The 20,746-nt window shown below is 70.8% G+C and carries 20 protein-coding genes and 2 tRNA genes; 10 read left to right on the forward strand and 12 right to left on the reverse strand.

What is annotated here, in order from left to right; genetic code table 11:
* Positions 1-4 precede the first annotated feature (4 nt).
* The 5 genes from dusB to H577_RS0107705 all read left to right on the forward strand — a co-directional run bounded on the left by dusB (position 5) and on the right by H577_RS0107705 (position 5,434).
* Positions 5-1,168: a tRNA dihydrouridine synthase DusB gene (gene dusB / locus H577_RS0107685; RefSeq protein ID WP_029145473.1), complete on the forward strand. Its 1,164-nt coding sequence runs from the start codon at positions 5-7 to the stop codon at positions 1,166-1,168.
* The gene (locus tag H577_RS0107690; protein WP_029145474.1) at positions 1,158-2,495 is read left to right on the forward strand and encodes a deoxyguanosinetriphosphate triphosphohydrolase; all 1,338 of its coding nucleotides are present in this window, start codon (positions 1,158-1,160) and stop codon (positions 2,493-2,495) included. The genes dusB and H577_RS0107690 overlap by 11 nt, the downstream gene beginning before the upstream one ends.
* Positions 2,495-4,369, forward strand: coding sequence for a DNA primase (dnaG, locus tag H577_RS0107695; RefSeq protein ID WP_029145475.1), 1,875 nt, complete (start codon positions 2,495-2,497; stop codon positions 4,367-4,369). The genes H577_RS0107690 and dnaG overlap by 1 nt, the downstream gene beginning before the upstream one ends.
* A gap of 144 nt (positions 4,370-4,513) precedes the next feature.
* On the forward strand, positions 4,514-5,305 hold the full coding sequence (locus tag H577_RS0107700; protein ID WP_029145476.1) for an ATP-binding cassette domain-containing protein: 792 nt from the start codon (positions 4,514-4,516) through the stop codon (positions 5,303-5,305).
* 56 nt (positions 5,306-5,361) lie between these two features.
* Positions 5,362-5,434, forward strand: a tRNA-Asn gene (locus tag H577_RS0107705).
* Between the two features lie 90 nt (positions 5,435-5,524).
* On the opposite strand, the gene H577_RS0107710 is transcribed toward H577_RS0107705, so the two are convergent.
* Genes H577_RS0107710 through H577_RS0107720 form a run of 3 tightly spaced genes read right to left on the reverse strand, consistent with a single transcriptional unit; the run spans position 5,525 to position 7,403 of the window.
* Positions 5,525-5,860: a DUF1634 domain-containing protein gene (locus H577_RS0107710; protein WP_029145477.1), complete on the reverse strand. Its 336-nt coding sequence runs from the start codon at positions 5,858-5,860 to the stop codon at positions 5,525-5,527.
* Positions 5,857-6,693, reverse strand: a complete 837-nt coding sequence (locus tag H577_RS0107715; RefSeq protein ID WP_211217902.1) for a sulfite exporter TauE/SafE family protein — start codon at positions 6,691-6,693, stop codon at positions 5,857-5,859. Before H577_RS0107715 ends, H577_RS0107710 begins: the two co-directional genes overlap by 4 nt.
* Positions 6,690-7,403, reverse strand: coding sequence for a GntR family transcriptional regulator (locus H577_RS0107720; RefSeq protein WP_029145479.1), 714 nt, complete (start codon positions 7,401-7,403; stop codon positions 6,690-6,692). Before H577_RS0107720 ends, H577_RS0107715 begins: the two co-directional genes overlap by 4 nt.
* Before the next feature lie 111 nt (positions 7,404-7,514).
* Here H577_RS0107720 and H577_RS0107725 point away from each other — a divergent pair, with 111 nt between their 5' ends.
* On the forward strand, positions 7,515-8,057 hold the full coding sequence (locus H577_RS0107725) for a ribonuclease H family protein (RefSeq protein WP_029145480.1): 543 nt from the start codon (positions 7,515-7,517) through the stop codon (positions 8,055-8,057).
* Positions 8,058-8,061: 4 nt separating this feature from the next.
* On the opposite strand, the gene def is transcribed toward H577_RS0107725, so the two are convergent.
* Positions 8,062-8,628: a peptide deformylase gene (gene def, locus H577_RS0107730; protein ID WP_029145481.1), complete on the reverse strand. Its 567-nt coding sequence runs from the start codon at positions 8,626-8,628 to the stop codon at positions 8,062-8,064.
* Between the two features lie 42 nt (positions 8,629-8,670).
* On the opposite strand from def, the gene H577_RS15560 reads away from it, so the two are divergent.
* Together H577_RS15560 and H577_RS0107740 are read left to right on the forward strand one after the other, a co-directional pair.
* On the forward strand, positions 8,671-9,663 hold the full coding sequence (locus tag H577_RS15560) for a DMT family transporter (RefSeq protein ID WP_051191857.1): 993 nt from the start codon (positions 8,671-8,673) through the stop codon (positions 9,661-9,663).
* Positions 9,664-9,906: 243 nt separating this feature from the next.
* A tRNA-Ile gene (locus tag H577_RS0107740) sits at positions 9,907-9,980 on the forward strand.
* Positions 9,981-10,032: 52 nt separating this feature from the next.
* On the opposite strand, the gene H577_RS18215 is transcribed toward H577_RS0107740, so the two are convergent.
* From H577_RS18215 to H577_RS0107755, 4 genes are all read right to left on the reverse strand, one after another.
* Entirely contained in the window at positions 10,033-10,776 is a 744-nt protein-coding gene (locus H577_RS18215) for a tyrosine-type recombinase/integrase (RefSeq protein ID WP_342664746.1), read from the reverse strand.
* Between the two features lie 144 nt (positions 10,777-10,920).
* Complete coding sequence (locus H577_RS18220; protein ID WP_342664745.1) at positions 10,921-11,217, reverse strand: Arm DNA-binding domain-containing protein; 297 nt, start codon at positions 11,215-11,217, stop codon at positions 10,921-10,923.
* 2 nt (positions 11,218-11,219) lie between these two features.
* Positions 11,220-12,515, reverse strand: a complete 1,296-nt coding sequence (locus tag H577_RS17945; protein ID WP_029145482.1) for an HIRAN domain-containing protein — start codon at positions 12,513-12,515, stop codon at positions 11,220-11,222.
* An 800-nt stretch (positions 12,516-13,315) separates the two neighbouring features.
* Positions 13,316-15,328, reverse strand: coding sequence for a DUF262 domain-containing protein (locus H577_RS0107755; protein WP_036284164.1), 2,013 nt, complete (start codon positions 15,326-15,328; stop codon positions 13,316-13,318).
* A 143-nt stretch (positions 15,329-15,471) separates the two neighbouring features.
* Between H577_RS0107755 and H577_RS0107760 the strand changes: the two genes are divergently transcribed.
* A complete protein-coding gene (locus tag H577_RS0107760; RefSeq protein ID WP_029145484.1) occupies positions 15,472-16,245 on the forward strand; it encodes a hypothetical protein in 774 nt (257 codons plus the stop codon).
* Between the two features lie 281 nt (positions 16,246-16,526).
* Positions 16,527-17,030, forward strand: a complete 504-nt coding sequence (locus H577_RS0107770) for a DUF3145 domain-containing protein (RefSeq protein ID WP_029145485.1) — start codon at positions 16,527-16,529, stop codon at positions 17,028-17,030.
* Between the two features lie 138 nt (positions 17,031-17,168).
* On the opposite strand, the gene H577_RS0107775 is transcribed toward H577_RS0107770, so the two are convergent.
* The 4 genes from H577_RS0107775 to H577_RS0107790 form a co-directional block, all read right to left on the reverse strand.
* Positions 17,169-18,407 (reverse strand): beta-ketoacyl-[acyl-carrier-protein] synthase family protein, encoded by a 1,239-nt coding sequence (locus H577_RS0107775; protein WP_029145486.1) that lies wholly within the window; start codon positions 18,405-18,407, stop codon positions 17,169-17,171.
* A 59-nt stretch (positions 18,408-18,466) separates the two neighbouring features.
* A complete protein-coding gene (locus H577_RS0107780; protein WP_029145487.1) occupies positions 18,467-18,715 on the reverse strand; it encodes an acyl carrier protein in 249 nt (82 codons plus the stop codon).
* 72 nt (positions 18,716-18,787) lie between these two features.
* Positions 18,788-19,789, reverse strand: a complete 1,002-nt coding sequence (locus tag H577_RS0107785; protein ID WP_029145488.1) for a beta-ketoacyl-ACP synthase III — start codon at positions 19,787-19,789, stop codon at positions 18,788-18,790.
* Positions 19,786-20,703, reverse strand: coding sequence for an ACP S-malonyltransferase (locus H577_RS0107790; RefSeq protein WP_029145489.1), 918 nt, complete (start codon positions 20,701-20,703; stop codon positions 19,786-19,788). The genes H577_RS0107785 and H577_RS0107790 overlap by 4 nt, the downstream gene beginning before the upstream one ends.
* Positions 20,704-20,746 lie beyond the last annotated feature (43 nt).

The following is a 20,746-nucleotide window of genomic DNA, read 5'->3' on the forward strand; positions in this document are numbered from 1 at the left end:
ACGGGTGACCGCCACCGCCGCCCCCGCACGCACGCTGCGTATCGGACCGATCGAGCTCGACGCGCCCGTCGTGCTGGCGCCGATGGCGGGCATCACCAACACGGCATTCCGCCGGCTGTGCCGTGAGTACGGCGCGGGCCTGTACGTGAGCGAGATGATCACCACCCGCGCGCTGGTCGAGCGCAACGCCACCACGATGCGGCTGATCACCCACCACGAGTCCGAGACGCCCCGATCGATCCAGCTGTACGGCGTCGACCCGCACACCGTGGGCGAGGCGACCCGGATGCTCGTGGCCGAGGACCGCGCCGACCACATCGACATGAACTTCGGGTGCCCGGTGCCCAAAGTCACCCGCAAAGGCGGGGGATCGGCGCTGCCGTGGAAGCTCGACCTGTTCCGCGACATCGTCACCGCCGCGGTGCGGGCGGCGGGCCCGGTGCCGGTCACGGTCAAGATGCGCAAGGGCATCGATGACGAGCACCTCACATATCTCGACGCGGCCCGGATCGCCGAGGACGCCGGCGTGGCGGCGATCGCGCTGCACGCGCGCACCGCGAGCCAGTTCTACTCCGGTCACGCCGACTGGTCGGCCATCGCGACGCTGAAAGAGGCCGTCACGAGCGTGCCCGTGCTCGGCAACGGCGACATCTGGTCGGCCGACGACGCCCAGCGCATGATGGATGCGACCGGCTGCGACGGCGTCGTGGTGGGCCGTGGATGCCTCGGCCGCCCGTGGCTGTTCGGCGATCTCGCCCGCGCCCTGGGCGGGCCGGGGACCGCGGCCGGCGAACCGGTCGACGCCACCCTCGGGTTCGTTGCCCGTGCGTTCCGCCGGCACGCCGAGCTGCTGGTCGAGTTCTTCGACGACGAGGGGCGCGGATGCCGCGACATCCGCAAGCACGTCGCCTGGTACTTCAAGGGGTATCCGGTGGGCGGCGACCTGCGCGCGCGGCTGGCGACCTCCTCGAGCCTCGCCGAGATCGACGAGCTGCTCGGCGAGCTGGACCTCGACGCGCCCTACCCGGGTGAGGCGGCGGAGGGCCAGCGCGGCCGGGCCGGGTCACCCAAACGCACCGTGCTGCCGGAAGGCTGGCTCGACTCCCGCGAGATCGGCCGACACGCGGCATCCCTCACCGAGTCCGAGGCGGACACGAGTGGCGGATGAGGGCGCGGTCGGGGTCTGGTCCGGCCGGCCCAGCGGGTACGACGAGGCGGATGCCGCGCGCTTCGTCGCCGAACGGCACCGGTCACAGCGTGACGACTTCGCGCGTGACCGGGCGCGCGTGCTCCACTCGGCGGCGCTGCGGCGGTTGGCGGCCAAGACGCAGGTGCTCAGTCCTGCCTCGCCCGCCGATTTCGCCCGCAACCGGCTGACGCACTCGCTCGAGGTCGCACAGGTGGGCCGTGAGCTGGCCACCGCACTGCGGCTGTCGCCCGACGTGGTCGACACCGCCTGCCTGAACCACGACCTCGGGCATCCGCCGTTCGGTCACAACGGGGAGCGCGCCCTGAACGACTGGGCCGAGGGCATCGGCGGCTTCGAGGGCAACGCGCAGACCCTGCGCATCGTCACCCGGCTCGAGCCGAAGGTGCTCGGCCCCGACGGCACGACGTACGGCCTGAACCTCACCCGCGCGAGCCTGGACGCGACGTGCAAGTACCCGTGGACCGCGGACCGGCCGCTGCCCGACGCCGGCGGCCGCATGAAGTTCGGGGTGTACGCCGACGACGAGCCGGTCTTCGACTGGATGCGCGACGGCGCGCCCGGCCGGGTGCGCTGCATCGAGGCCGAGGTGATGGACCTCTCCGACGACATCGCGTACTCGGTGCACGACTTCGAAGACGCGATCGTCAACGGCTACCTCGACCCGGCCCGGCTGACCGCGCCCGGTGAGCACGAGGCACTGCTGGACGCCATCCAGTCGTGGGTCGGGTACGGGTTCCGCCGAGACGAACTCGAAGATGCGCTGTACCGGCTCACCGCACTCGACGACTGGCTCACCGGGTTCGACGGCTCGCGCCGGTCGCTGGCACGGTTGAAGAACCTCACCAGCGACCTCATCGGCCGGTTCGCACGCGCCGCCACGGCGGCCACCCGCGACGCGTACGACACCCCGGTGCTCACCCGCTACCGCGCGCACGTCGTGGTGCCGCGGGTGATCGAGGTCGAGATGGCGGTGCTCAAGGGCGTCATCGGCGCGTTCGTCGTGTCGATCGAGGGTCGCAAGGCGCTGTACAAGGAGCAGCGGCGCGTACTCAAGCGTCTCGCGGACGCCCTGTGGCACAGTCCCGATCGACTCGATCCGGTGTTCGCCGGCGATTTCGCGGCGGCGACGACGGATGCCGCGGCCCGCCGCGTGATCGTCGACCAGGTCGCGAGCCTCACCGACCAACTGGCGTTGGCGTGGCACACCCGCCTGGTCGGCCCGGTCGACGCCGCCTCGCTCGGGGTGTGGATGCCCGCGGCGCACGCCTTCGCGGGGGCGCACTGATGCCCCGCATCGCGCAGGCCGACATCGACGAGGTCAAGGCCCGGGTGAACATCGCCGACGTGATCGGCGAACGGGTGGCGCTCAAGTCGGCCGGCATCGGATCGCTGAAGGGGCTGTGCCCGTTCCACGACGAGAAGAGCCCGAGCTTCAACGTGCGCCCGCAGGTGGGGTTCTACCACTGCTTCGGCTGCGGCGAGTCGGGCGACGTCTACACGTTCCTGCGCCAGATGGACCACCTCACCTTCACCGAGGCGGTGGAGCGGCTGGCGGCCCGGATCGGATACACCCTGCACTACGAAGAGGGCGGGCCCGCCCCCGAGACATCCGGCCGGTCCCGCCTGTACGCGGCGAACGCGGCCGCGGCGGAATGGTTCCGCACCCGGCTGATGACCCCTGAGGCCGAGACCGCCCGGCGGTTCCTCGGCGAGCGCGGGTTCGACGCCGGCGCGGCCGCGCACTTCGGCGTCGGCTACGCGCCCAAGGGATGGTCGGGCATGCTCGATGCACTGACCGCCCAGGGGTTCACCCGCGACGAGCTGCTGGCGGCGGGCCTGGTCTCGCAGGGCCAGCGCGGCGTGTACGACCGGTTCCGCGGCCGGGTGCTGTGGCCGATCCGCGACATCACCGGGCAGACGCTCGGGTTCGGCGCGCGCAAGCTGTACGACGACGACAACGGCCCGAAGTACCTGAACACCCCCGAGACGGTGCTCTACAAGAAGACGCAGGTGCTCTACGGCCTCGACCTCGCCAAGCGCGACATCTCGCGCGGCGACCCGCGTCGGGTGGTGGTCGTCGAGGGGTACACCGACGTGATGGCGTGTCACCTCGCCGGGGTGACCACCGCGGTCGCCACCTGCGGTACGGCGTTCGGCGCCGACCACATGGGCATCCTGCGCCGCATCATCGGCGACGATGCGGCCGCCGAGGTGGTGTTCACGTTCGACCCGGACGCGGCCGGTCAGAAGGCCGCCGTGCGGGCGTTCGCGTCCACGCGCGGGCTGAACGCGCAGAGCTTCGTCGCGGTGGGTCCCGCCGGGCTCGACCCGTGCGATCTGCGGCTGCAGCGGGGGGACGCCGCGGTCCGGGCGCTCATGGACACCAAGGTGCCGATGTTCGAGTTCGTCATCGACCAGCGACTGAGCGGGTTCGACCTGGGCACGGTCGAAGGGCGCGTCGGCGGGCTGCGCGCGGCTGCGCCGGTGGTGGCCGAGCTGCGCGACCCCATGGTGCGCCGCGAGTACGAGAACCGCGTGCTGGCCAGACGCCTCGGCATGGACACCGGCGAGGTGCATCGCGAGGTCGAGCGGGTGCGGCGGGCCGAGAAGACGGATGCCGCGCCCGCGCGTCGCGCCGACCCCGCGCCCGCGCCGCCCGACGGGTCGCCGGTCGCCCCGCCCGAGGTGCGGGTCACGCTGGCGTCGCTGCCGCGTGCGGCCGAGGTGATGCTCGAGCGCGATGCGCTGATGGGGTTCCTGCAGTACGGGCACCGCATCGATCCGGATCTGCTGCGCCGGGCGGCGTCGCTGCCGATGCGGCATCCCGCGCTCGAGGCGGTGCGGCGCAGCGTCGCCGCGGTGTCCGACCTCTCGCGTCCGGGATGGTCGGTCGAGGCGGTGTCGGCCGTGCGCGAGCCGTATCGGTCGCTCGCGGCGGAGCTGCTGACCGGGGAGTTCCCGGCCCGGGACGACGATCACGCGGCGCTCTCGGCGCAGGACCTCGCCCGCCGGCTGATCACCCGCGACCTCGACGCGCGCAAGCGCGAGCTGCTGGGTGAGATCCAGCGGGTGCCGGCCGACTCGGACGAGGGACGGGCGGTGCGGCTGCGGCTGCGCGAGCTCGACGCCGAGCGTCAGCGCCTGGTCGCCGAGGCCTGATCCGCCGGTCTGATCCACCAGAGCGCGAGGCGTCCCGCCTCGCCGGTTCGCGACGGGAGCCCGGAACGCGGGGAGGACGACTCGACAGGACGACCGGACGCGGGGCGGCTGGCGCGGCGCGCACCGACGCGGCAGGATGAGGGCATGGTCCGCCGACGCGACGCCGATGTCGCCATCCGCTGCAGCGATCTGTCCATCGCCCGCGCATCCGGCCGGGGTGCGGCATCGGTCCGCGTCGTCGACGGGCTCGACGCGACGCTCCCGCACGGTGCGACGCTGGCCGTTCTCGGCCCGACCGGGGCCGGCAAGTCGAGTCTTGCCGCCGTGCTGGCCGGAGCGGACGAGACCGGGCTCGCGGTGGTGGGCGGCGACGCCTGGGTCGAAGGCATCCCGGTACGCCACCCCGGCAGGGCTCACCGCACGCTGACGTATGTGACGGGCCATCTCGCGCAGGGGGCGGGTGCACGATTGGCGCCGCGACTGACCGTCGAAGAGACCATCGCGTCGCCGGTGACCAGCCGCGACCGTCGGGTGAACCGCCGGGCGCTGTCGATCCGCGTCGCGGCGCTGCTCGACGAGCTGCAGCTGCCGTTGGGCACGAGCGAGAAATACCCGTACGAGCTGAGCGCCGGCATGCGTCAACGGGTGGCGTTCGCGCGTGCGGTGATGCTCGACCCGCGTGTGCTGATCGCCGACGAGCTGTTCGCCAACCTCGACGTGCACGCACGTGACGCGGTCACCGCGGCGGTGCGGCGGCGGCGCGACGAGTACGGCATGGCGACGCTGCTGGTGGGCAACGACCGCGAGGGCGCACAGGCCCTGGACGCGCGGGTGATCGTGCTGCGCGGCGGTCATGTGGTCGCCGTCGGCGAGGGTGTCGACGACGTCGTGTGGACCCCCGGGGTGGTCGCCGACCCGCGCCTGCTCGCGTCGTGAGCACCCCGCGAAGTTTGCTAAGCTTGTCGGGCTGCTCGCGGTGACGCGGTGCACATTCCTCCATAGCTCAATTGGCAGAGCAATCGGCTGTTAACCGATAGGTTCTTGGTTCGAGTCCAAGTGGGGGAGCGTAGGCCCCGAGGCTCCACCCTCGGGGTCTTCTTCGTCTGCGGGGCGCTCTGCCCGACCGCAGCCGGGGTGCTGAGGATCGCCGGCCGGTCAGCCCGACACGGCCAGGGCCACCACGACGGTCGCCGCGGTGAGGGCGAGCACCACACCCGTGACGGCGAGGTAGCCATGCTCGCGGTGACGTGCGAACGCGCCCGCCAGGATCAGCAGCCGCCCCACCGGCAGCAGCACCAGCACCGCGATGCCGGCGATCACCCCTGCCTGGCCGATCCGGGCGAGTATGCCCGGCGCGACGGTGCACACCCAGCCGAGCACCAGCAGCACGGTGGCCGTCGCGACGCCGACGCGCAGCCACACGGCGAGCACCCGCTCGATGCGCGCGGTCCCGTGCGGGCGGCGGCCAGCGGCATCCCGGCGGCCGGTCACCGCATGCCGCCCAGTGCGGCGGCCACCATCAGCACCGCGACGGCGACCAGCATCACCGCGACCGTGACCCGCAGCACCGCCACCGGCACGCGCAGCAGAACCCGGGCGCCCAGCGCCGAGCCGGCGACGGATGCCACGGCCACGGGTGCCACCAGATCCAACGCCGCGCCCGAGCCGTGCAGCAGTGCTGCGGCGGCCGTGCCGCAGGCGGTGACGCCGATCATGAGGTTCGCGGTGGCCGACGACACCTTCAACGGCAGCCGCAAGGCGGCATCGAGCGCCGGCACCTTCAGCACGCCCGACCCGATGCCGAGCATCGACGACAAGGCCCCCGCACCGAACATCAGCGAGAGCCCCGCCGGCACGCTCCCCACCCGGTACGGCACCGACGCGCCCGCACGCGTGCGGTATGCGGCATCCAGCCCCAGCCGGGAACCCCACGTGCCCGCTGCGGCCGCCCGCGGCCTGCGGGGGCGCAACACCTGCGCGGCCGATGCCGCCAGCACCGTCACGAACACGCCGTACAGCACACCCACCGGCAGCACACCGGCCAGAACCACCCCGAGCAGGGCTCCGGCGACGGTGGCGACCTCGAGCACGACCGCCAGGCGCAGGTTCACCAGGCCGCGCCGCAGCGCCGCCGGCGCCGCCGCGCTCGACGAGGCGACCACCGAGACCAGGCTCACCGCCACCGCCGCCTCCCACGGCACCCGGAAGACCACGGTGAGGGCGGGCACGATGAACACGCCGCCGGCCATGCCGACCGCCGCCCCGAGCACGGCGGCCACGAGCACCACCGCGAACACCGCGGCCTGCATGCCGAGGCCGGTCACGCGGGACGGTCCAGCCGCGTGGTGAACGTGACCGCGTCGCCACGGTAGTGCAGCAGTTCGTAGTCCACCGGCCGACCGTCGTCGGTGTACGAGGTGCGCGTGATGTGGAACAGCGGCGCGCCGGGCGCACAGTCCAGTGCGGCGGCGACCTCGGCGTCGGCGGCGGTCGCGCGCAGCTCGTAGTCGGCGTGGCGCAGGGGCACGCCGTACCGCTGCTCGAGCAGCGCGAAGATCGGCTCGTGGGTGAGGTCGTCGCCCTGCAGCGGCCGCCCGAGCTCGGCGGGCAGGTAGGTGATGTCGAACGAGACCGGGCGGCGCTGCGCCATCCGGGTGCGTTCGATGCGCACGACCGCGGCACCGGGAGGCAGCGCCAGCGCGTCGGCCACGTGCCGGGGAGCGGCGATCTCGGTGAACGAGACCAGCTCGGCCGTGGCATCCAACCCGATGGCGGTCATGTCTTCGACGAAGCCGGTCAGGGCCACCAACGGCTGGCGGATCGCCGGCTGCGCGGCGAACGCGCCCTTGCCCTGCACCACCCGCACCAGCCCGCGCGCCGAGAGATTCGCCATCGCGCGCCGCACCGTGATGCGACTGACTTCGAACTGGTCGCTGAGCTGTTGCTCGGTGGGCAGCCGGTCGCCCGGGTGCATCTGGTCGGTGATCCGGGCGGCGAGGGCCTGCTCGACCATGTCGTACAACGGCTGCGGCATGTATTCATTATAACAACATAATGGTTGACGGGATGACCGCGGGTTCGACTGTGCAAGACTCGATTCCGGTGAGTCGCCCGGTGCTGCCGGGACCGGAGTCAGGAGGCGGAGATCGACAGCTACACGGTTGCGACCGACGGCGCGTGCTCGGGGAATCCCGGGCCCACCGGATGGGCCTGGGTCGGCGAAGACGGGCAGTGGGCGGCCGGATCGCTGCCGCAGGGGACGAACAACATCGGTGAGCTGCTGGCCCTGCTCAACGCGCTGCGCGACCACCGGGACGTGGCGAACCTGACCGTGCAGGCCGACTCGAAGTACGTGATCGACACGTACTCGTCGTGGATGGACGCACACGCCCGCCGCGGCTGGAAGACCAGCACGGGATCACGCACCAAGAACGTCGACATCCTCGAACAGCTCATCGCCGAGCGCGACGCGCGCCGTGCGCACGGCCTGCCCGACGTGGTGCTCGAGCACGTGCGCGGGCATGCCGGGCACCGTCTGAACAGCTGGGCCGACGAGCGCGCGGTGCGCGCGGCATCGCACGGCGCCAAGGGCACTCAGGGTCGCTGGTCGTCGCTGGACGGTCAGGCGCCGATCGATGTGGACGTCGACCCGCCCCGCTCGGCGCAGGACAAGCCGCGCGCCCGATGAGAGCTCAGGCGTCGATGTCGTCGACGCCGGGCGTCCAGGACTGACCCGGCCGGCCCCAGCCGCGTTTGCGGGCGATCTTCTGCGTCGTCTTCCAGTCCGCGTCGTCGAGCCGGTCGATGTAGAGGATGCCGTCGAGGTGATCGAACTCGTGCTGCATGATGCGGGCCCGCCAGCCGTCGACCTCGATGCGCACCGGTGCCCCGTCCAGGTCGATGCCGGTGACCAGCACCTCGTCCGAGCGGCGCAGCGGAAACCTCTCACCCGGGAACGACAGGCAGCCCTCGGACTCTTCGTCCGGATCGGGCGACCCGGGCGCCGGCGGCGTCATCCACAGCACCGGGTTGATCACCACGCCGCGCCACGGCGCGCCGTCGTCGTCCTGATACGTGTACACGTAGATGCGCAGCGGCACCCCCACCTGCGGGGCGGCCAGCCCCACTCCGGGTGCGGCATCCATCGTCTCGAACATGTCGGCGACGAGCGTGCGGACCTCGTCGGTGATCTCATCCACCACGGCGGCGGGGGAGTGCAGGACGGGATCGCCCATGATGCGGATCGGCAGAATGGCCACGTCTTCAGCCTACCGACCGGGCCGCGCCGCTAATGTCGAAGGGTGCTCGTGACGGATCTGCCGCTGGACGATGTCACCGACCATCTGGTCGGCGTGTTCCGTGACCCCGCGATCCTCATCGGCATTCCGCTGGCTCTGCTGGGCGCGCTGTTCATGTCGTTCGGCGCGCAGTACCAGCACCGTGGCGTCACCAAGGTCGAGCGGCTGACCGGAACCAGCGGCAGCGAGGGACTGAATCTGCGGCAGATGGCAGGTCTGCTGCGCCGGCCGTCGTGGGTGGCCGGAACCCTGATGCTGGGGTTGGCGATCGTGTGCCAGCTGTCGGCGCTCGCGTTCGCGCCGCTGATCCTCGTGCAGCCGCTGGGCGCGATCTCGCTGGTGATCACCACACTGCTCAACGCCCGGGTGTCGGGCCACAAACCGACCCGGCAGTCGATCACCTCGATCGTCGCGTGCGTGGGTGGCATCTTCGTGTTCGTGACGATCGCCGCATTCGTGGCGACCGAGACCCCGCTCACCCACGGCCAGCTGCTGACCGTGCTGATCATGCTCGCCATCGTGCTGGTGCTGGCCTGCGCGGCCTGGCTGCTGTTCCGCAAGCGCGCCCACCCGCTGTTCTACATCGTGGCCTCGGGCGTGCTGTACGGGTTCGTGGCGACGGTGGCCAAGATCGTCATCAAGCGCATCCAGACCGGTCAGTTCGACTGGATGACGGTGATCTGTGTCGTGGGCCTGTTGGCCGCCGCGGGGCTCGGTGCCTACTTCGTGCAGACCGCCTACTCGGTCGGTCCGCCCGACCTGGTGATCGCCGGACTGACGGTGGTCGACCCGATGGTGGCGGTGATCATCGGTCTCACCGTGCTCAAAGAGGCCGAGACCGCCGGCGCGTGGGCGCTGGTCGGATTCGGGATCGCCGGGGCGATCGCGGTGTACGGCGTCTTCTCACTGGCCCGCAACCACCCCCAGGTGGTCAGCGAGAGCCAGGAGCTGCCCATCCGGCGCGGCAGTCACGGCGACGGCGGGCCGCGGCGCTGATCCTCAGCGCGGCGCGCGGATGATGCTCCGCTCATCGCACGCACGCCGCTATGGGACTCACCCTGGGGCCGCGGTGCACAACTCCTCCACATTCGCGCGATCGGGCCCCGAAGGAGGCCGATTCGGGCGCTGTGGTGACGAAGTGGAGGAGTTTTGTCCGCTCGGACGTGCGAACCCGTCGCCGGTGGGCACCTCCCGGCTGCGGCGGGAACATCGTGCGAGCGCGGTAGGCTCGGAGGCCGAGGGGCGGTGGCCAAGCTGGTGAAGGCAGCGGGCTCATAACCCGACGATCGTGGGTTCAAGTCCCACCCGCCCCACATATGCCCCCGGACCGGTTCATCCCTGGTCAGGGGGCCTTTTTTGTTCACCTCAGGCGGTGCGAATTCCGGCGTTTGCCCACACTTTGCCCACATCTGCGGGAGAGACGCGCTCGTTCAGGCGGGTGGCGACGGCGTCGAGGTCGTCGTCGAACAGGTCGGCGTAGATGTCGAGGGTCAGCGCTGCGGACTTGTGGCCGAGCATCCGTTGCACAGCCTTCACGTTGGCGCCCGATGAGATCGCCAGCGATGCTGCGGTGTGCCGCAGGTCGTGCGGGGTGAGCCGCTCGATCCCCGCGGCCGCGAGACCGGCGAGGAACCAGCTGCGAGCGACGTGCGGCTGGCGGATGTGGAAGCCGCCCTCCTCGACGAACAGGTGATCGTCGGGTCCGTGACCGGCCATCAGATGCTCGAGCGCGGGCGCAAGGAACTCGGGGTAGGGGACGGTGCGCCGCTCCCAGCTCTTCGGCTCGCCCTCGTGGAAGATCCCATCGAGTTCGACGAGCGGTCGTCGCACGTGCAGGCGCCGGCGCAGCGGGTTCACGTCGCGCACCCGAAGTCCGATCGCTTCGGACCAACGCAGGCCGGTGTAGGCGAGCACGAGCACGAGGACGGAGCGGACCGGGTCGGCGATCGCCGCGGCGAACCGCAGCACCTCGGCGTCGGTGAGGTAGCGGCGGGTCTTCTTTGTCTCTTTCTTCGGCAGGTTCTCGGCTCCGCGGGCCGGGTTCGTACGGATGCGGCCGGCGCGCTGCGCGTCGTCGAGAATGCCGGCGAGTACGCCGACGGCGCGCATCACGCTGGTAGCGCTGAGCGGCTTCGGGTCGGGGATCTTCTTCGCGTTGCCGAGTTTGCGGGCGCGCGGTGCGGTGCCCTTCTTGAGCTTCGTGATCCACGCTTCGACGTCATCGGCGTCAATGCCGCTGACCGGGCCATCGCTTCACCGGGGCTGAACGTACACGCGCCAGGCGATCTCCAGCGGCCGGTAGGACGAGGGCTTCAGGGTGCTCTTCTTCTCGAGCCACGCGGGCGCCAGCGTGCCGACGGTGACCTTGCCCGCGGCGGGGTCGACGTACTCGCCGCGCGCCTTCGACACGGTCACCGATGCGAGGAACAGCTCGGCGTCGCGTTTCGTCTTGAAGCCGCGCTTGTCGGTCTGGGACTTGTCGGGCTTGCGGTAGCGGACTCGGTAGCGTTTGCCCGCGGCCGTGGCGCAGGGGGTGATCGTGCCGGCCATGGTCAGTCACCCCACATCGGCTCGGGCCGGGGCGCGTCTCCATGCAGGGAGGGGATCGTCTGCGGGGCCTTGAACCAGGCTTCGGGGATTTCGTGCGCTTTCGCTGCCTGCACGGTCACTTGAACGGATATCTGGCTGCCCTTCACGCGCAGCCATGCGGCGGCCGCCATGCCCTGCATCTCGAGGTGCCGGATTGTGGGGATGAAGTGCTCACTCGATGCTGTGGATAGCTTGCCGACGACTTGCCCGTCGATGCTGGCCTCGACGCTGTCCTTCGCGCCGGCGCGCGCTGCGTGAGCGATCGTGAGGGTACCGAGCGCGTACCCGTCGCCCTCGTGGTTGACATAGTCGGTGAGCACGTCGAGATGGTTCTCCTCGCCGGTCAGCTGCAGGGCGCGCCCGGTGGGGAGGATGCTGTACGGTGCGGCCGGGGGGTCGTTCAGCGGCAGGAGTAGGTGCGGGGCGTCGAGCGCAACGCGCACGTTCGCGTGGATCTTGAGTTTGCGGCGGTCCTCCCACTGCTCGCGGGCGACGACCCAGAGGCGAGCGTTGACCTCGGGCGCGAAGCCCGCTTCGACGATGGGCGTGAGTACGGGCTGGTAGACGGCGGCGTCGTCACGGCCGAGGTATCCGACGTGCTGGCTGTTGATGACGACCATAACCGCGTTCGCGTCGTACCTGTTGCTCGGCTCGGGGATCAGATACGCGGCGACGTCCTCGAGGATGATCTCTTCATCACGCTTGGGGCGACGTCCGATGGCCTTCACGATCGCGTCGGTGCGTGCGAACTCGCCCTCGACCTCCGTGCTCGGATAGGTGCCACCGAGCAGCCGGTACGGCTTCAGTGCGGGCTTGGCGGCACGCGGAGGGGCGGGTTGCGCGGCCGGGGGAGCGGGAGGTGCGCCGACGACGGGTTGCGGGGGCGCGGCTGACGGAGCGGGCGCGGCTGACGGAGCGGGTGCGGCTGACGGAGCGGGTGCTGACGGAGCGGGTACGGCTGACGGAGCGGGTGCGGCTGACGAAGCGGGCGACGTCGTCGCCGCGGGCTGTGCGCCATACGGTTCCCCGTAGAGCATGGCGGACCGCTGGTCGGCGGCGCTGCGCGCCGAGCGCTTGACGGCTCCGCTCTTGGCCGCGCGCACTGCAACCGTGATCCACAGCACGATGGTTGCCACAATGCACAGCAGGCCCAACGCGGAGACCCCGCCGCCCTCGACTCCACCGATTCCGCCGCCGCCGAAGAAGAGCACGATGCCTGCCCCCAGCGTGATCCATGCCCACAGTCGGAGCTTGTCCATCTTGTGATTCCCCTTTCCCCAGGTGTTCAGTTAGCCGCGTCGGAGACGCGAACAGTCATGCGACTTCAACGCGCGCCCGCCATTGGCCGGCGCCCATCCGCCCCAATAGGCTGGCCCCGTGGGCTTTGAACAGATCAGAGCCGACGAGGGAGAACGGGCGCTCGCCTGGCTCGACACACACTGGAAGGGCCCTAAGATCTGCCCGATCTGTGGCGAATCTAGCTGGGAGATCGGCACAGTCAGTGAACTGCGAGCGTTTCAAGGCCCCGGGTTCCACGCTGGCCGCAGACATGGACACGATCATAGACGTCCGCGAACTCCTCGATGCCTGAGCTCACCGGCTAACTGTTCCAGCAGAAAGCCCCCGCACACCCTCGCTCGAGGTCGTGCGGGGGCTTTTCGTCGTGGATGTCAGCACGGCTCGTCTGCGAGCTGCTCGTGCTCCTCGTAGCCCCTTTCTTCGTACTCCGCGGCATCTGCCTCGGCCGCGAGTTCTGAAAGTCGACTCATCGGGTTACCTCCTCTCTTCAGTTATGCCCAGGAACCAGTGCATCCGGGGGAGGGAAGCATATCCCCTCCTGCCCACATTTGCCCGCACTCGACCGTTGGCGAGCGCTCTCGACGCCACCCCATCCCCACCCCAGCCGTCGCGAGATTATGCGGCAGAGCGCCGTTTCCGCAGGTCAGGATAGGTTCAAGTCCCACCCGCCCTACCAGCCGAGCCACGGCGTCGAGGTCACACGCGGCATCGATCGCGCCGCACGGGTGCGCGGTGCGTCGCCGTAGCGCGTGGCACGACGCTACATCGCCGCGCCCAGGTACGAGTACTTCACGAACACCTCGTGTGCGACGCCCGCCTGCTCGAGCACACCCTGCACGGCCGCGAGCATGTACTTCGAGTCCCAGCCCATGTAGAGGAAGGTCGAGCCGTCCAGTTCGTCCCACTGGCCGTTCCACGCCTTCTCGGGAAAGAGCGGCCCGCCCCGCCGCGCACTGTACGCCACCACGTCGTCACGGGCGTCGGCCCACAGCCGCCGGAACACCCGGTTGAACAGGTACTTGACGTCGTGCACCTCCCAGTGCTCGCCGCGGTACTCGACGTACTCGAACTCCCGCTCCCAGCCCCGCGGCCAGCCGCGGCGGCGCTTCGCGTCGAGCACCGGGGTCAGTCCGTCGTCGTCGATGAGCGTAGTCGCCGGCCGTCGCCAGATCTGCAGCAGTCGCTCGGTCAGCGCGACCGTTCGCGCCGCGATCGCCGCGGTGCCCCAGGCATCCGCCTCGGCCAGCTCGCGCGTGATGCCGACGGCGCTGGCTGCGTACGCCGCCCGCTTGTCGGGGAACGACGCGCCGAACGTGCGCTCGGCCAGCGGCTGCTCGAGCAGTGTCATGTTGCCCAGCGACTGGGCGAGCGCGCGGTGGCTGTTCTGCTCGTCGTCCGACAGGTCGGCGAAACGACGGATGCCGTCGCCGCTCCACTCGTCGCCGGGCGCCAGCGGGAACACGTGCTCGACGTCCAACCCGGCGGGAGAGGCGACCCCGGCGATCCGGCCCAGCACGTAGGCCGCGTACGGCAGATCGCCGTACTTCAGAGCGACGCGGATGCGTTCGTCGGAGGGCGTGATGCGTGAGATCGCGTGGATCAGCGCATCCTGACCCTGCTCGCGCGCCCGGCACAGCCGGGCGACCAGCCGGTCGTTGCCGAGCCCGACGATCTGCCGGCGCAGCAGCAGCGCCTGCACGTGCTCGAGCAGGTCGATCAGTCCCGCCCGGTCGAGCAGTCCGGCGCGATGGTCGTGGTAGGCGCGCAGCACGAGCGGGTACATGCCCCGTCCGAACGTGTTCACGTAGGCGAGCTGTCGCGAGATGTCGGGGTCGGGTTCCCGGGACGGGTCGAGCAGGACGGCGTACGCCTCGGCGAACGTGCGCCACCCGGTCGCGAGCGTGCGCAGCGTGTCGACGTCCACGCGCGGCACCTGGGCGCGGAACGCGTCGTAGACGCCGCGCTCCCCGGCGACGGTGACCTCACGTCCGGTGGTCATGATCAGGTAGTGCCGCCAGAACCCGGCGATCTGGTCGCCGGTGGCGCGTTCGATGGGCAGCCAGAACTCGTCCTCGATGCGGGTCTGCTGCTCGTGGCTCAGCCCCATCAGGATGTAGTTGTGGATGAGCTCGTGGTCGCGCAGTGGCTCGCCGGTCGAGTTGAGGCTCTCGAAGATCTGCTGTGCGTTCGCGCCGGCGCCGAGCGTGATCGACACGTGCTCGAGCTTGCGGATGCCGCGCCAGATGCGCGGTGCCTCGTCGGGGGAGACCTGGCTGCGGAAGAACGCGTAGTTGTCGTCGAACCGCGACTCGGGCCGCGGCGTGTCGTGGCGGTCGAGCACGACGTCCTCGAACAGGTCGGCCCACTCCCGGTGCGGCCGCAGCTTGGTGCGGTCGGGTGCGTCCTGACGCACCAGCACGCGGGCGAGCTCGGCGGCCAGGTCGGGGTCGGTGCCGCGGATGCTGTGGTGCAGCGCGGCGATCAGCAGCATGAGCGTGGTGATCCGCTGCTGCCCGTCGATGAGCACCAGGTCCTGCGAGTCGGGGTCGGACGCCGCGGCCGACAGGATCGATCCGATGAAGTGCATGGTCGTCGGCTCGGCATCGGCGACCGCCCGCACGTCGGCCAACAGCTGCTCGCACCCGCCGATGTCCCAGCGGTACTGCCGCTGGTAGACCGGCACGACGATGGTCGTGGCCGGCTGCGAGAGCCACTCGATGGTGTTCACCGCGGTGGCGTCGACGTTGGTGGCACTGCCCGGGACCTGACTCACGTTCACCCTTCCCCTCGCGCCGCGAACGGGCGCCCGATCTACTCTAGGCGCGCTCTGCGGTCCGCCCGGAGCACCGATGTAGGCTTGCCTAAGTCGGGCCTGTTGAAACGTGCTGGCCCCCTACGAAAGGTGATGATCCGCACATGGGATACATCAAGTGCGAAGCTCTCGAAGAGACGGGTTACGTCGTCCTCGACAGCTACAACCAGGAGCTGGACCCCAAGGAGTGGCTGGACGTCGAATACGTCGACTGGAAGTCCTCCGGAGACACCCGGTTCGCGCCGCTGGCCAGCGCGAAGGGCGAGATCGAGTGCAACGGCTTCTGGAACCACAAGCCGCCGCGCACCGACAAGGACGGCGTCTGGATCCCGTCGCAGGTCGAGAAGGCGCCGATCCTCACCCGCCGTGCCCAGGAGCCGGGCGCGAACGTCGGCCGCTGCCGCATCATCGAGCTGCAGCCGACGCCCTACGGCGACTGCCTCTACAACCTGCACCAGGACGACAACAACCGCCTCAACCCGGACGGCACCGGCTGGGTGGTGCGCGGGTTCTTCAACCTCACCGACGACAAGGACAGCTTCTTCGTGCTGCGCGAGAACCGCACCGACCCGCAGGGTGAGGTGCGCATCGCGCTGCCGGCCGGAGCGCAGCTGATCATCGACACCCAGCGGCTGTGGCACGCCACCACGCACCTGGGCAGCGAGCCGCGGTACAACCTGATCACGTCGTGGACCAGCGGCCCCGAGCTCGACGCGTACATCGAGAAGTACCACGGGCGCAACCACGTCGAGAGCGTGCCGGTCGACCAGGACATCCTCGACGCCGGCTACGCCGAGCAGGCCCGCAAGGACGCCGCCCGCGCCGCATACTACGCGGCGAAGGGTCAGGCCGAGGTGCGCGCCATGAGCGAGGCGTGATCGCCCGCTGAGGCGCCCGTCACGGCCCCGGTTCCGTCAGGAGCCGGGGCCGTGTGCATGACCAGGGTCGTGTGCATGGCCGGGGCCGTGCGCATGGCCGGGGCCGTGCGCATGTCCAGGGTCCTCTGCATGGGATGCTGCCGCCCGCGCCGACACGGAATGACAGGCTTGTCATTCCCTGGGGTTCGGGCGATAATGAGGCCAGACAACCGAACAGCCCGGAGCCGGTGGCATCCCGGTCAGGTCGTAGGGGAAGACGCACCTGACGAAACGGAGAGACCATGGCGACGACACAGGCGCGTGGAGTGATCCTGATCCACTCCGCGCCACGCGCGTTGTGCCCCCACCTCGAGTGGGCGGTGGGACGCGCCCTCGGGCGTGCGACGAGCTTCGACTGGGCCGATCAGCCCGTGCTCGCCGGCAGTCGCCGTGCGGAGTACTACTGGGAGGGGCCCGTCGGCACCGGTGCTGCGCTGGCGACGGCGATCCGGGGCTGGGAGCACCTGCGGTTCGAGGTGACCGAGGACCCGACCCCGCGCAGCGACGGCGGCCGGTGGATGCACACGCCCGGGCTCGGCATCCACTACGCACAGACCGACGCGGCGGGCAACGTGGTGATCGGTGAAGACCGCATCCGGTACGCGATGGAGGTCGCCGCCGGGGATGTCGCCGAGTTGGAGCGTGAACTGCAGGTGGCGTTGGGGGCTGCCTGGGACGAAGAGCTCGAGCCGTTCCGGCACGCCTCCGACGACGCCCCGGTGGTCTGGCTGCACAAGGTGGGCTGAACAGGTTTCGGGCGGGTGCAGGCGCCATTACCGGCAGTCGGAGACGGCAGTCCCGGAGGCTGAGACCGCGAATGGCCCGCCCGACAGGCACGAACGGCGCCCCGCGTGCGCGGGGCGCCGTTCTCGCGTGCGGGCGGCTCAGGGGGTGGCGAAGGCCACCACGGCGTTGTGCCCGCCGAAGCCGAACGAGTTGCTGATCGCCAGCTGCGGACCGGGACCCAGCGGGATGGGCGAGCCGGACAGCCGGAACGGCACCTCGGGGTCCTGCGTGGTGAGGTTGATCGTCGGCGGCGCCTGACGGGCCGTGATCGCCTGGATGGTGAACACCGCCTCGACAGCGCCCGTCCCGCCCAGCAGGTGGCCGGTGGACGCCTTCGTCGCCGACACCGGGATCTCGTCGATCCGGTCGCCGAACACCTGCTTGAGCGCCTGGTATTCGTTGGGGTCGCCCACCGGGGTCGAGGTGGCGTGCGCGTTGATGTGCGTGACGTCGTCGGGTGAGGCATCCGCCGTCTGCAGCGCCATGCGCACCGCCCGGGCTGCGCCGTGTCCCTCGGGGTCGTTCGCGGTGATGTGGTACGAATCCGCGGTGACCCCGCCGCCGGCCACGACGGCGTAGATCTTGGCGCCGCGGGCCTTCGCGTGCTCTTCGGTCTCGAGGATGAGCACGCCGGCTCCCTCGCCCATCACGAACCCGTCCCGGTCCACGCTCGCCGGGCGCGACGCGTGCTCGGGGTCGTCGTTGCGACGCGACAGCGCCTGCATCGACGCGAACGCCGCCAGCGTGATCGGGTGGATGGCCGACTCGGTGCCGCCGGCGATGACGACGTCGGCGAGCCCGTCTCGCAGGTGCTCGAGGGCGTTCACGATCGACTCGGTGCTCGACGCGCAGGCGCTGGCCACGGTGCGGGCGTACGCGCGCGCACCGAAGTGCAGCGACAGGTTGCCCGCCGCCGCGTTCGGCATGAGCATCGGCACGGTCATCGGCATGACCCGCCGCGGTCCCTTCTCACGCAGCGTGTCCCAGGCATCCAGCAGCGTCCACACGCCGCCGATGCCGGTGGCGAAATCGACGCCCAGTCGCTCGGGGTCGACCTCGGGGCTGCCGGCATCCGCCCACGCCTCCAACGCGGCCACCAGCGCGTACTGCGAGGCCGGGTCGAGACGCTTGGCCACCGGCCGCTCCAGCACGCTGTCGGGGCGCACGGCACCTTCGGCGGCGAAGGTGACGGGAAGCTGGTACTTCTCCACCCAGTCGTACGGGAGGGTGTGGGCGCCGGAGGCACCGCTCAGCAGGGCGGACCAGCTCTCGGGCGCGGTCCCCGCCAACGGGGTGGAGGCGCCGATGCCGGTGACGACGATGCGGGACGTGCTCATAGAGGGATTCCTCGGGGGTGTGGGGTGCCGGTGGGGGCGGTCGCCCCCACCGGAAGCGATCACGCCTGGTGGGAGGTGATGTAGGTGACGGCGTCACCGACGGTCTTGAGGTTCTTCACCTCGTCGTCGGGGATGGTGACGCCGAACTTCTCCTCGGCGTTGACGACGATCGTCATCATCGAGATGGAGTCGATGTCCAGGTCATCGGTGAAGGACTTCTCCAGCGCGACCTCGTCGGCCGAGATGCCGGTCTCGTCGGTGATGAGCTCGGCCAGGCCGGCAAGGACCTCATCGTTGCTGAATGCCATTGTTCACTCCTTGTTTTCGGATGGATGCGGCCCGGCGGGCCGTGGACAAGTCTAGGGTCGCGGACGCCCCGGTCAGGGGAGCACGATCACCTGCGCGCCGTACACGAGTCCGGCGCCGAACCCGATCTGCAGGGCGAGCCCGCCCGACAGCTCCGGGTGCTCCTGCAGCAGGCGGTGGGTGGCCAGGGGGATGGATGCCGCGGACGTGTTGCCCGTGGTCTCGATGTCGTTCGCGATCACCACCGTGTCCGAAAGCCCCAGCTGCTTGGCGAACTCGTCGACGATGCGCATGTTCGCCTGGTGCGGCACGAACGCGGCCAGGTCGTCGGCGGTGACCCCGGCGGCCTCGAGCGCACGGCGGGCGACCTTGACCATGTCCCACACCGCCCAGCGGAACACCCGCGGGCCCTCCTGGCGAAGCGTGGGCCACGGGATCTTGCCGTCGCGGAAGTCGACGAGGGTGCCGTTCATGCTCACCAGGTCGGCCTTGGAGCCATCCGAGCCCCACACCGTGGGGCCGATGCCGGGGGTGTCGCTGGGGCCGACGACGACGGCTCCCGCGCCGTCGCCGAGCAGGAACGAGATGCTGCGGTCGGTGGGGTCGACGATGTCGCTGAGCTTCTCGACGCCGACCACCACGGCAAAGTGTGCGAGCCCGCCGCGGATCAGCGCGTCGGCCTGACCCACCCCGTAGGCGAACCCCGCGCAGGCGGCGTTCAGGTCGTAGGCCGCGGCCGGGGTCGCGCCGATCCGGTCGGCGACGATGGCCGACACCGACGGGGTCTGCTTGGGATTGGAGATCGTCGCCACCAGCACCGCGTCGATCTGGTCGGCGGGAACGCCTGAGCGTTCCACCGCCTCGCGGGCGGCGTCGGTCGCCAGCTCGATCGCCGTGGTGCCCGGCTCGGCGCGCACCCGGGTGATGATTCCGGTGCGCTGGCGGATCCACTCGTCGCTGGAGTCGATCGGCCCCACCAGGTCGTCGTTGGGCACCGCGTTCTCGCCGCGGGCGGCGCCGTAGGCGTAGATGCGGGTGTGCGCAGCTCCGGTGGACTGGGTGAGGGTGGCGCTCATGCGGCTTCTCCGCTCAGCAGGGCGGTCGCGGCCGCCAGGTCGTCGGGGGTCTTCACGGCCACCGCGGGCACACCGCGCAGGGCGCGCTTGGCGAGCCCGGTCAGTGTGCCGGCGGGGCTCAGCTCGATGATGCCGGTCACGCCGTGTTCGGCGAACGAGGCCATGCACAGGTCCCAGCGCACCGGCGAGGCGATCTGCGCGACCATCAGGTCGACCGCGGCGCGGCCCGAGTGCACGACCGAGCCGTCGCTGTTCGTCCACAGTGTCAGGGTGGGGTCGGATGCCTCGACCGCGGCGGCCGCGGCACGCAGCGTGTCGACGGCGGGTGCCATGTAGCCGGTGTGGAAGGCACCGGCCACCTGCAGCGGGATCACCCGGGTGCCGCGCGGGGGAGTCGCGGCCAGCTCGGCGAGGGCGCCGAGCGGTCCGGCGGCCACGATCTGTCCGGCCCCGTTGTGGTTCGCGGGCGTCAGTTCCAGTTCGCCCAGCCGGGCCAGCACGGCGGAGGGGTCGCCGCCGATCACGGCACTCATGCCGGTCTGCGCGGCCGCGGCGGCCTCGGCCATCGCCCGGCCGCGGATGCCCACCAGTCGCAGCGCGTCGGCCTCGGTGAGCACGCCCGCTGCGGCCAGGGCCGCCAGTTCGCCGACCGAGTGCCCGGCGGTGCCGGCCGGGCGTGCGCCGTCGGCGGTGAGCGCCGCGTACGAGAGCAGGCTCGCGGCGACGATGAGCGGCTGGGCGACCTGGGTGTCGCGGATGCGGTCGGCATCCCATTCGGTGCCCGCCGCGATGAGATCGACCTGCGCCTGGTCCGAGTATGCGGCGAGGCGCTCGCGCGCGCCGTCCAGGTCGAGCCACGGATGCAGGAAGCCGGGGGTCTGTGCGCCCTGGCCGGGGAAGACGGCGATGATCACCATCCCATCCTGCCAAACACGAGGACGTCCAACTGGCCGAGTG

The sequence above is a fragment of the Microbacterium luticocti DSM 19459 genome (assembly GCF_000422405.1).
In the GTDB taxonomy this organism is placed as follows: Bacteria; Actinomycetota; Actinomycetes; order Actinomycetales; family Microbacteriaceae; genus Microbacterium; species Microbacterium luticocti.

Coding starts and splice junctions, on each gene's coding strand:
- H577_RS0107775 (WP_029145486.1), bottom strand. CDS start 18,407: ATGAGCACGTCCCGCATCGTCGTCACCGGCATCGGCGCCTCCACCCCG.
- H577_RS0107700 (WP_029145476.1), top strand. CDS start 4,514: ATGGTCCGCCGACGCGACGCCGATGTCGCCATCCGCTGCAGCGATCTG.
- dnaG (WP_029145475.1), top strand. CDS start 2,495: ATGCCCCGCATCGCGCAGGCCGACATCGACGAGGTCAAGGCCCGGGTG.
- H577_RS0107780 (WP_029145487.1), bottom strand. CDS start 18,715: ATGGCATTCAGCAACGATGAGGTCCTTGCCGGCCTGGCCGAGCTCATC.
- H577_RS0107720 (WP_029145479.1), bottom strand. CDS start 7,403: ATGCCGCAGCCGTTGTACGACATGGTCGAGCAGGCCCTCGCCGCCCGG.
- H577_RS18215 (WP_342664746.1), bottom strand. CDS start 10,776: ATGCGCGCCGTCGGCGTACTCGCCGGCATTCTCGACGACGCGCAGCGC.
- H577_RS0107760 (WP_029145484.1), top strand. CDS start 15,472: ATGGGATACATCAAGTGCGAAGCTCTCGAAGAGACGGGTTACGTCGTC.
- H577_RS0107785 (WP_029145488.1), bottom strand. CDS start 19,789: ATGAGCGCCACCCTCACCCAGTCCACCGGAGCTGCGCACACCCGCATC.
- H577_RS18220 (WP_342664745.1), bottom strand. CDS start 11,217: ATGGCCGGCACGATCACCCCCTGCGCCACGGCCGCGGGCAAACGCTAC.
- H577_RS0107770 (WP_029145485.1), top strand. CDS start 16,527: ATGGCGACGACACAGGCGCGTGGAGTGATCCTGATCCACTCCGCGCCA.
- H577_RS17945 (WP_029145482.1), bottom strand. CDS start 12,515: ATGGACAAGCTCCGACTGTGGGCATGGATCACGCTGGGGGCAGGCATC.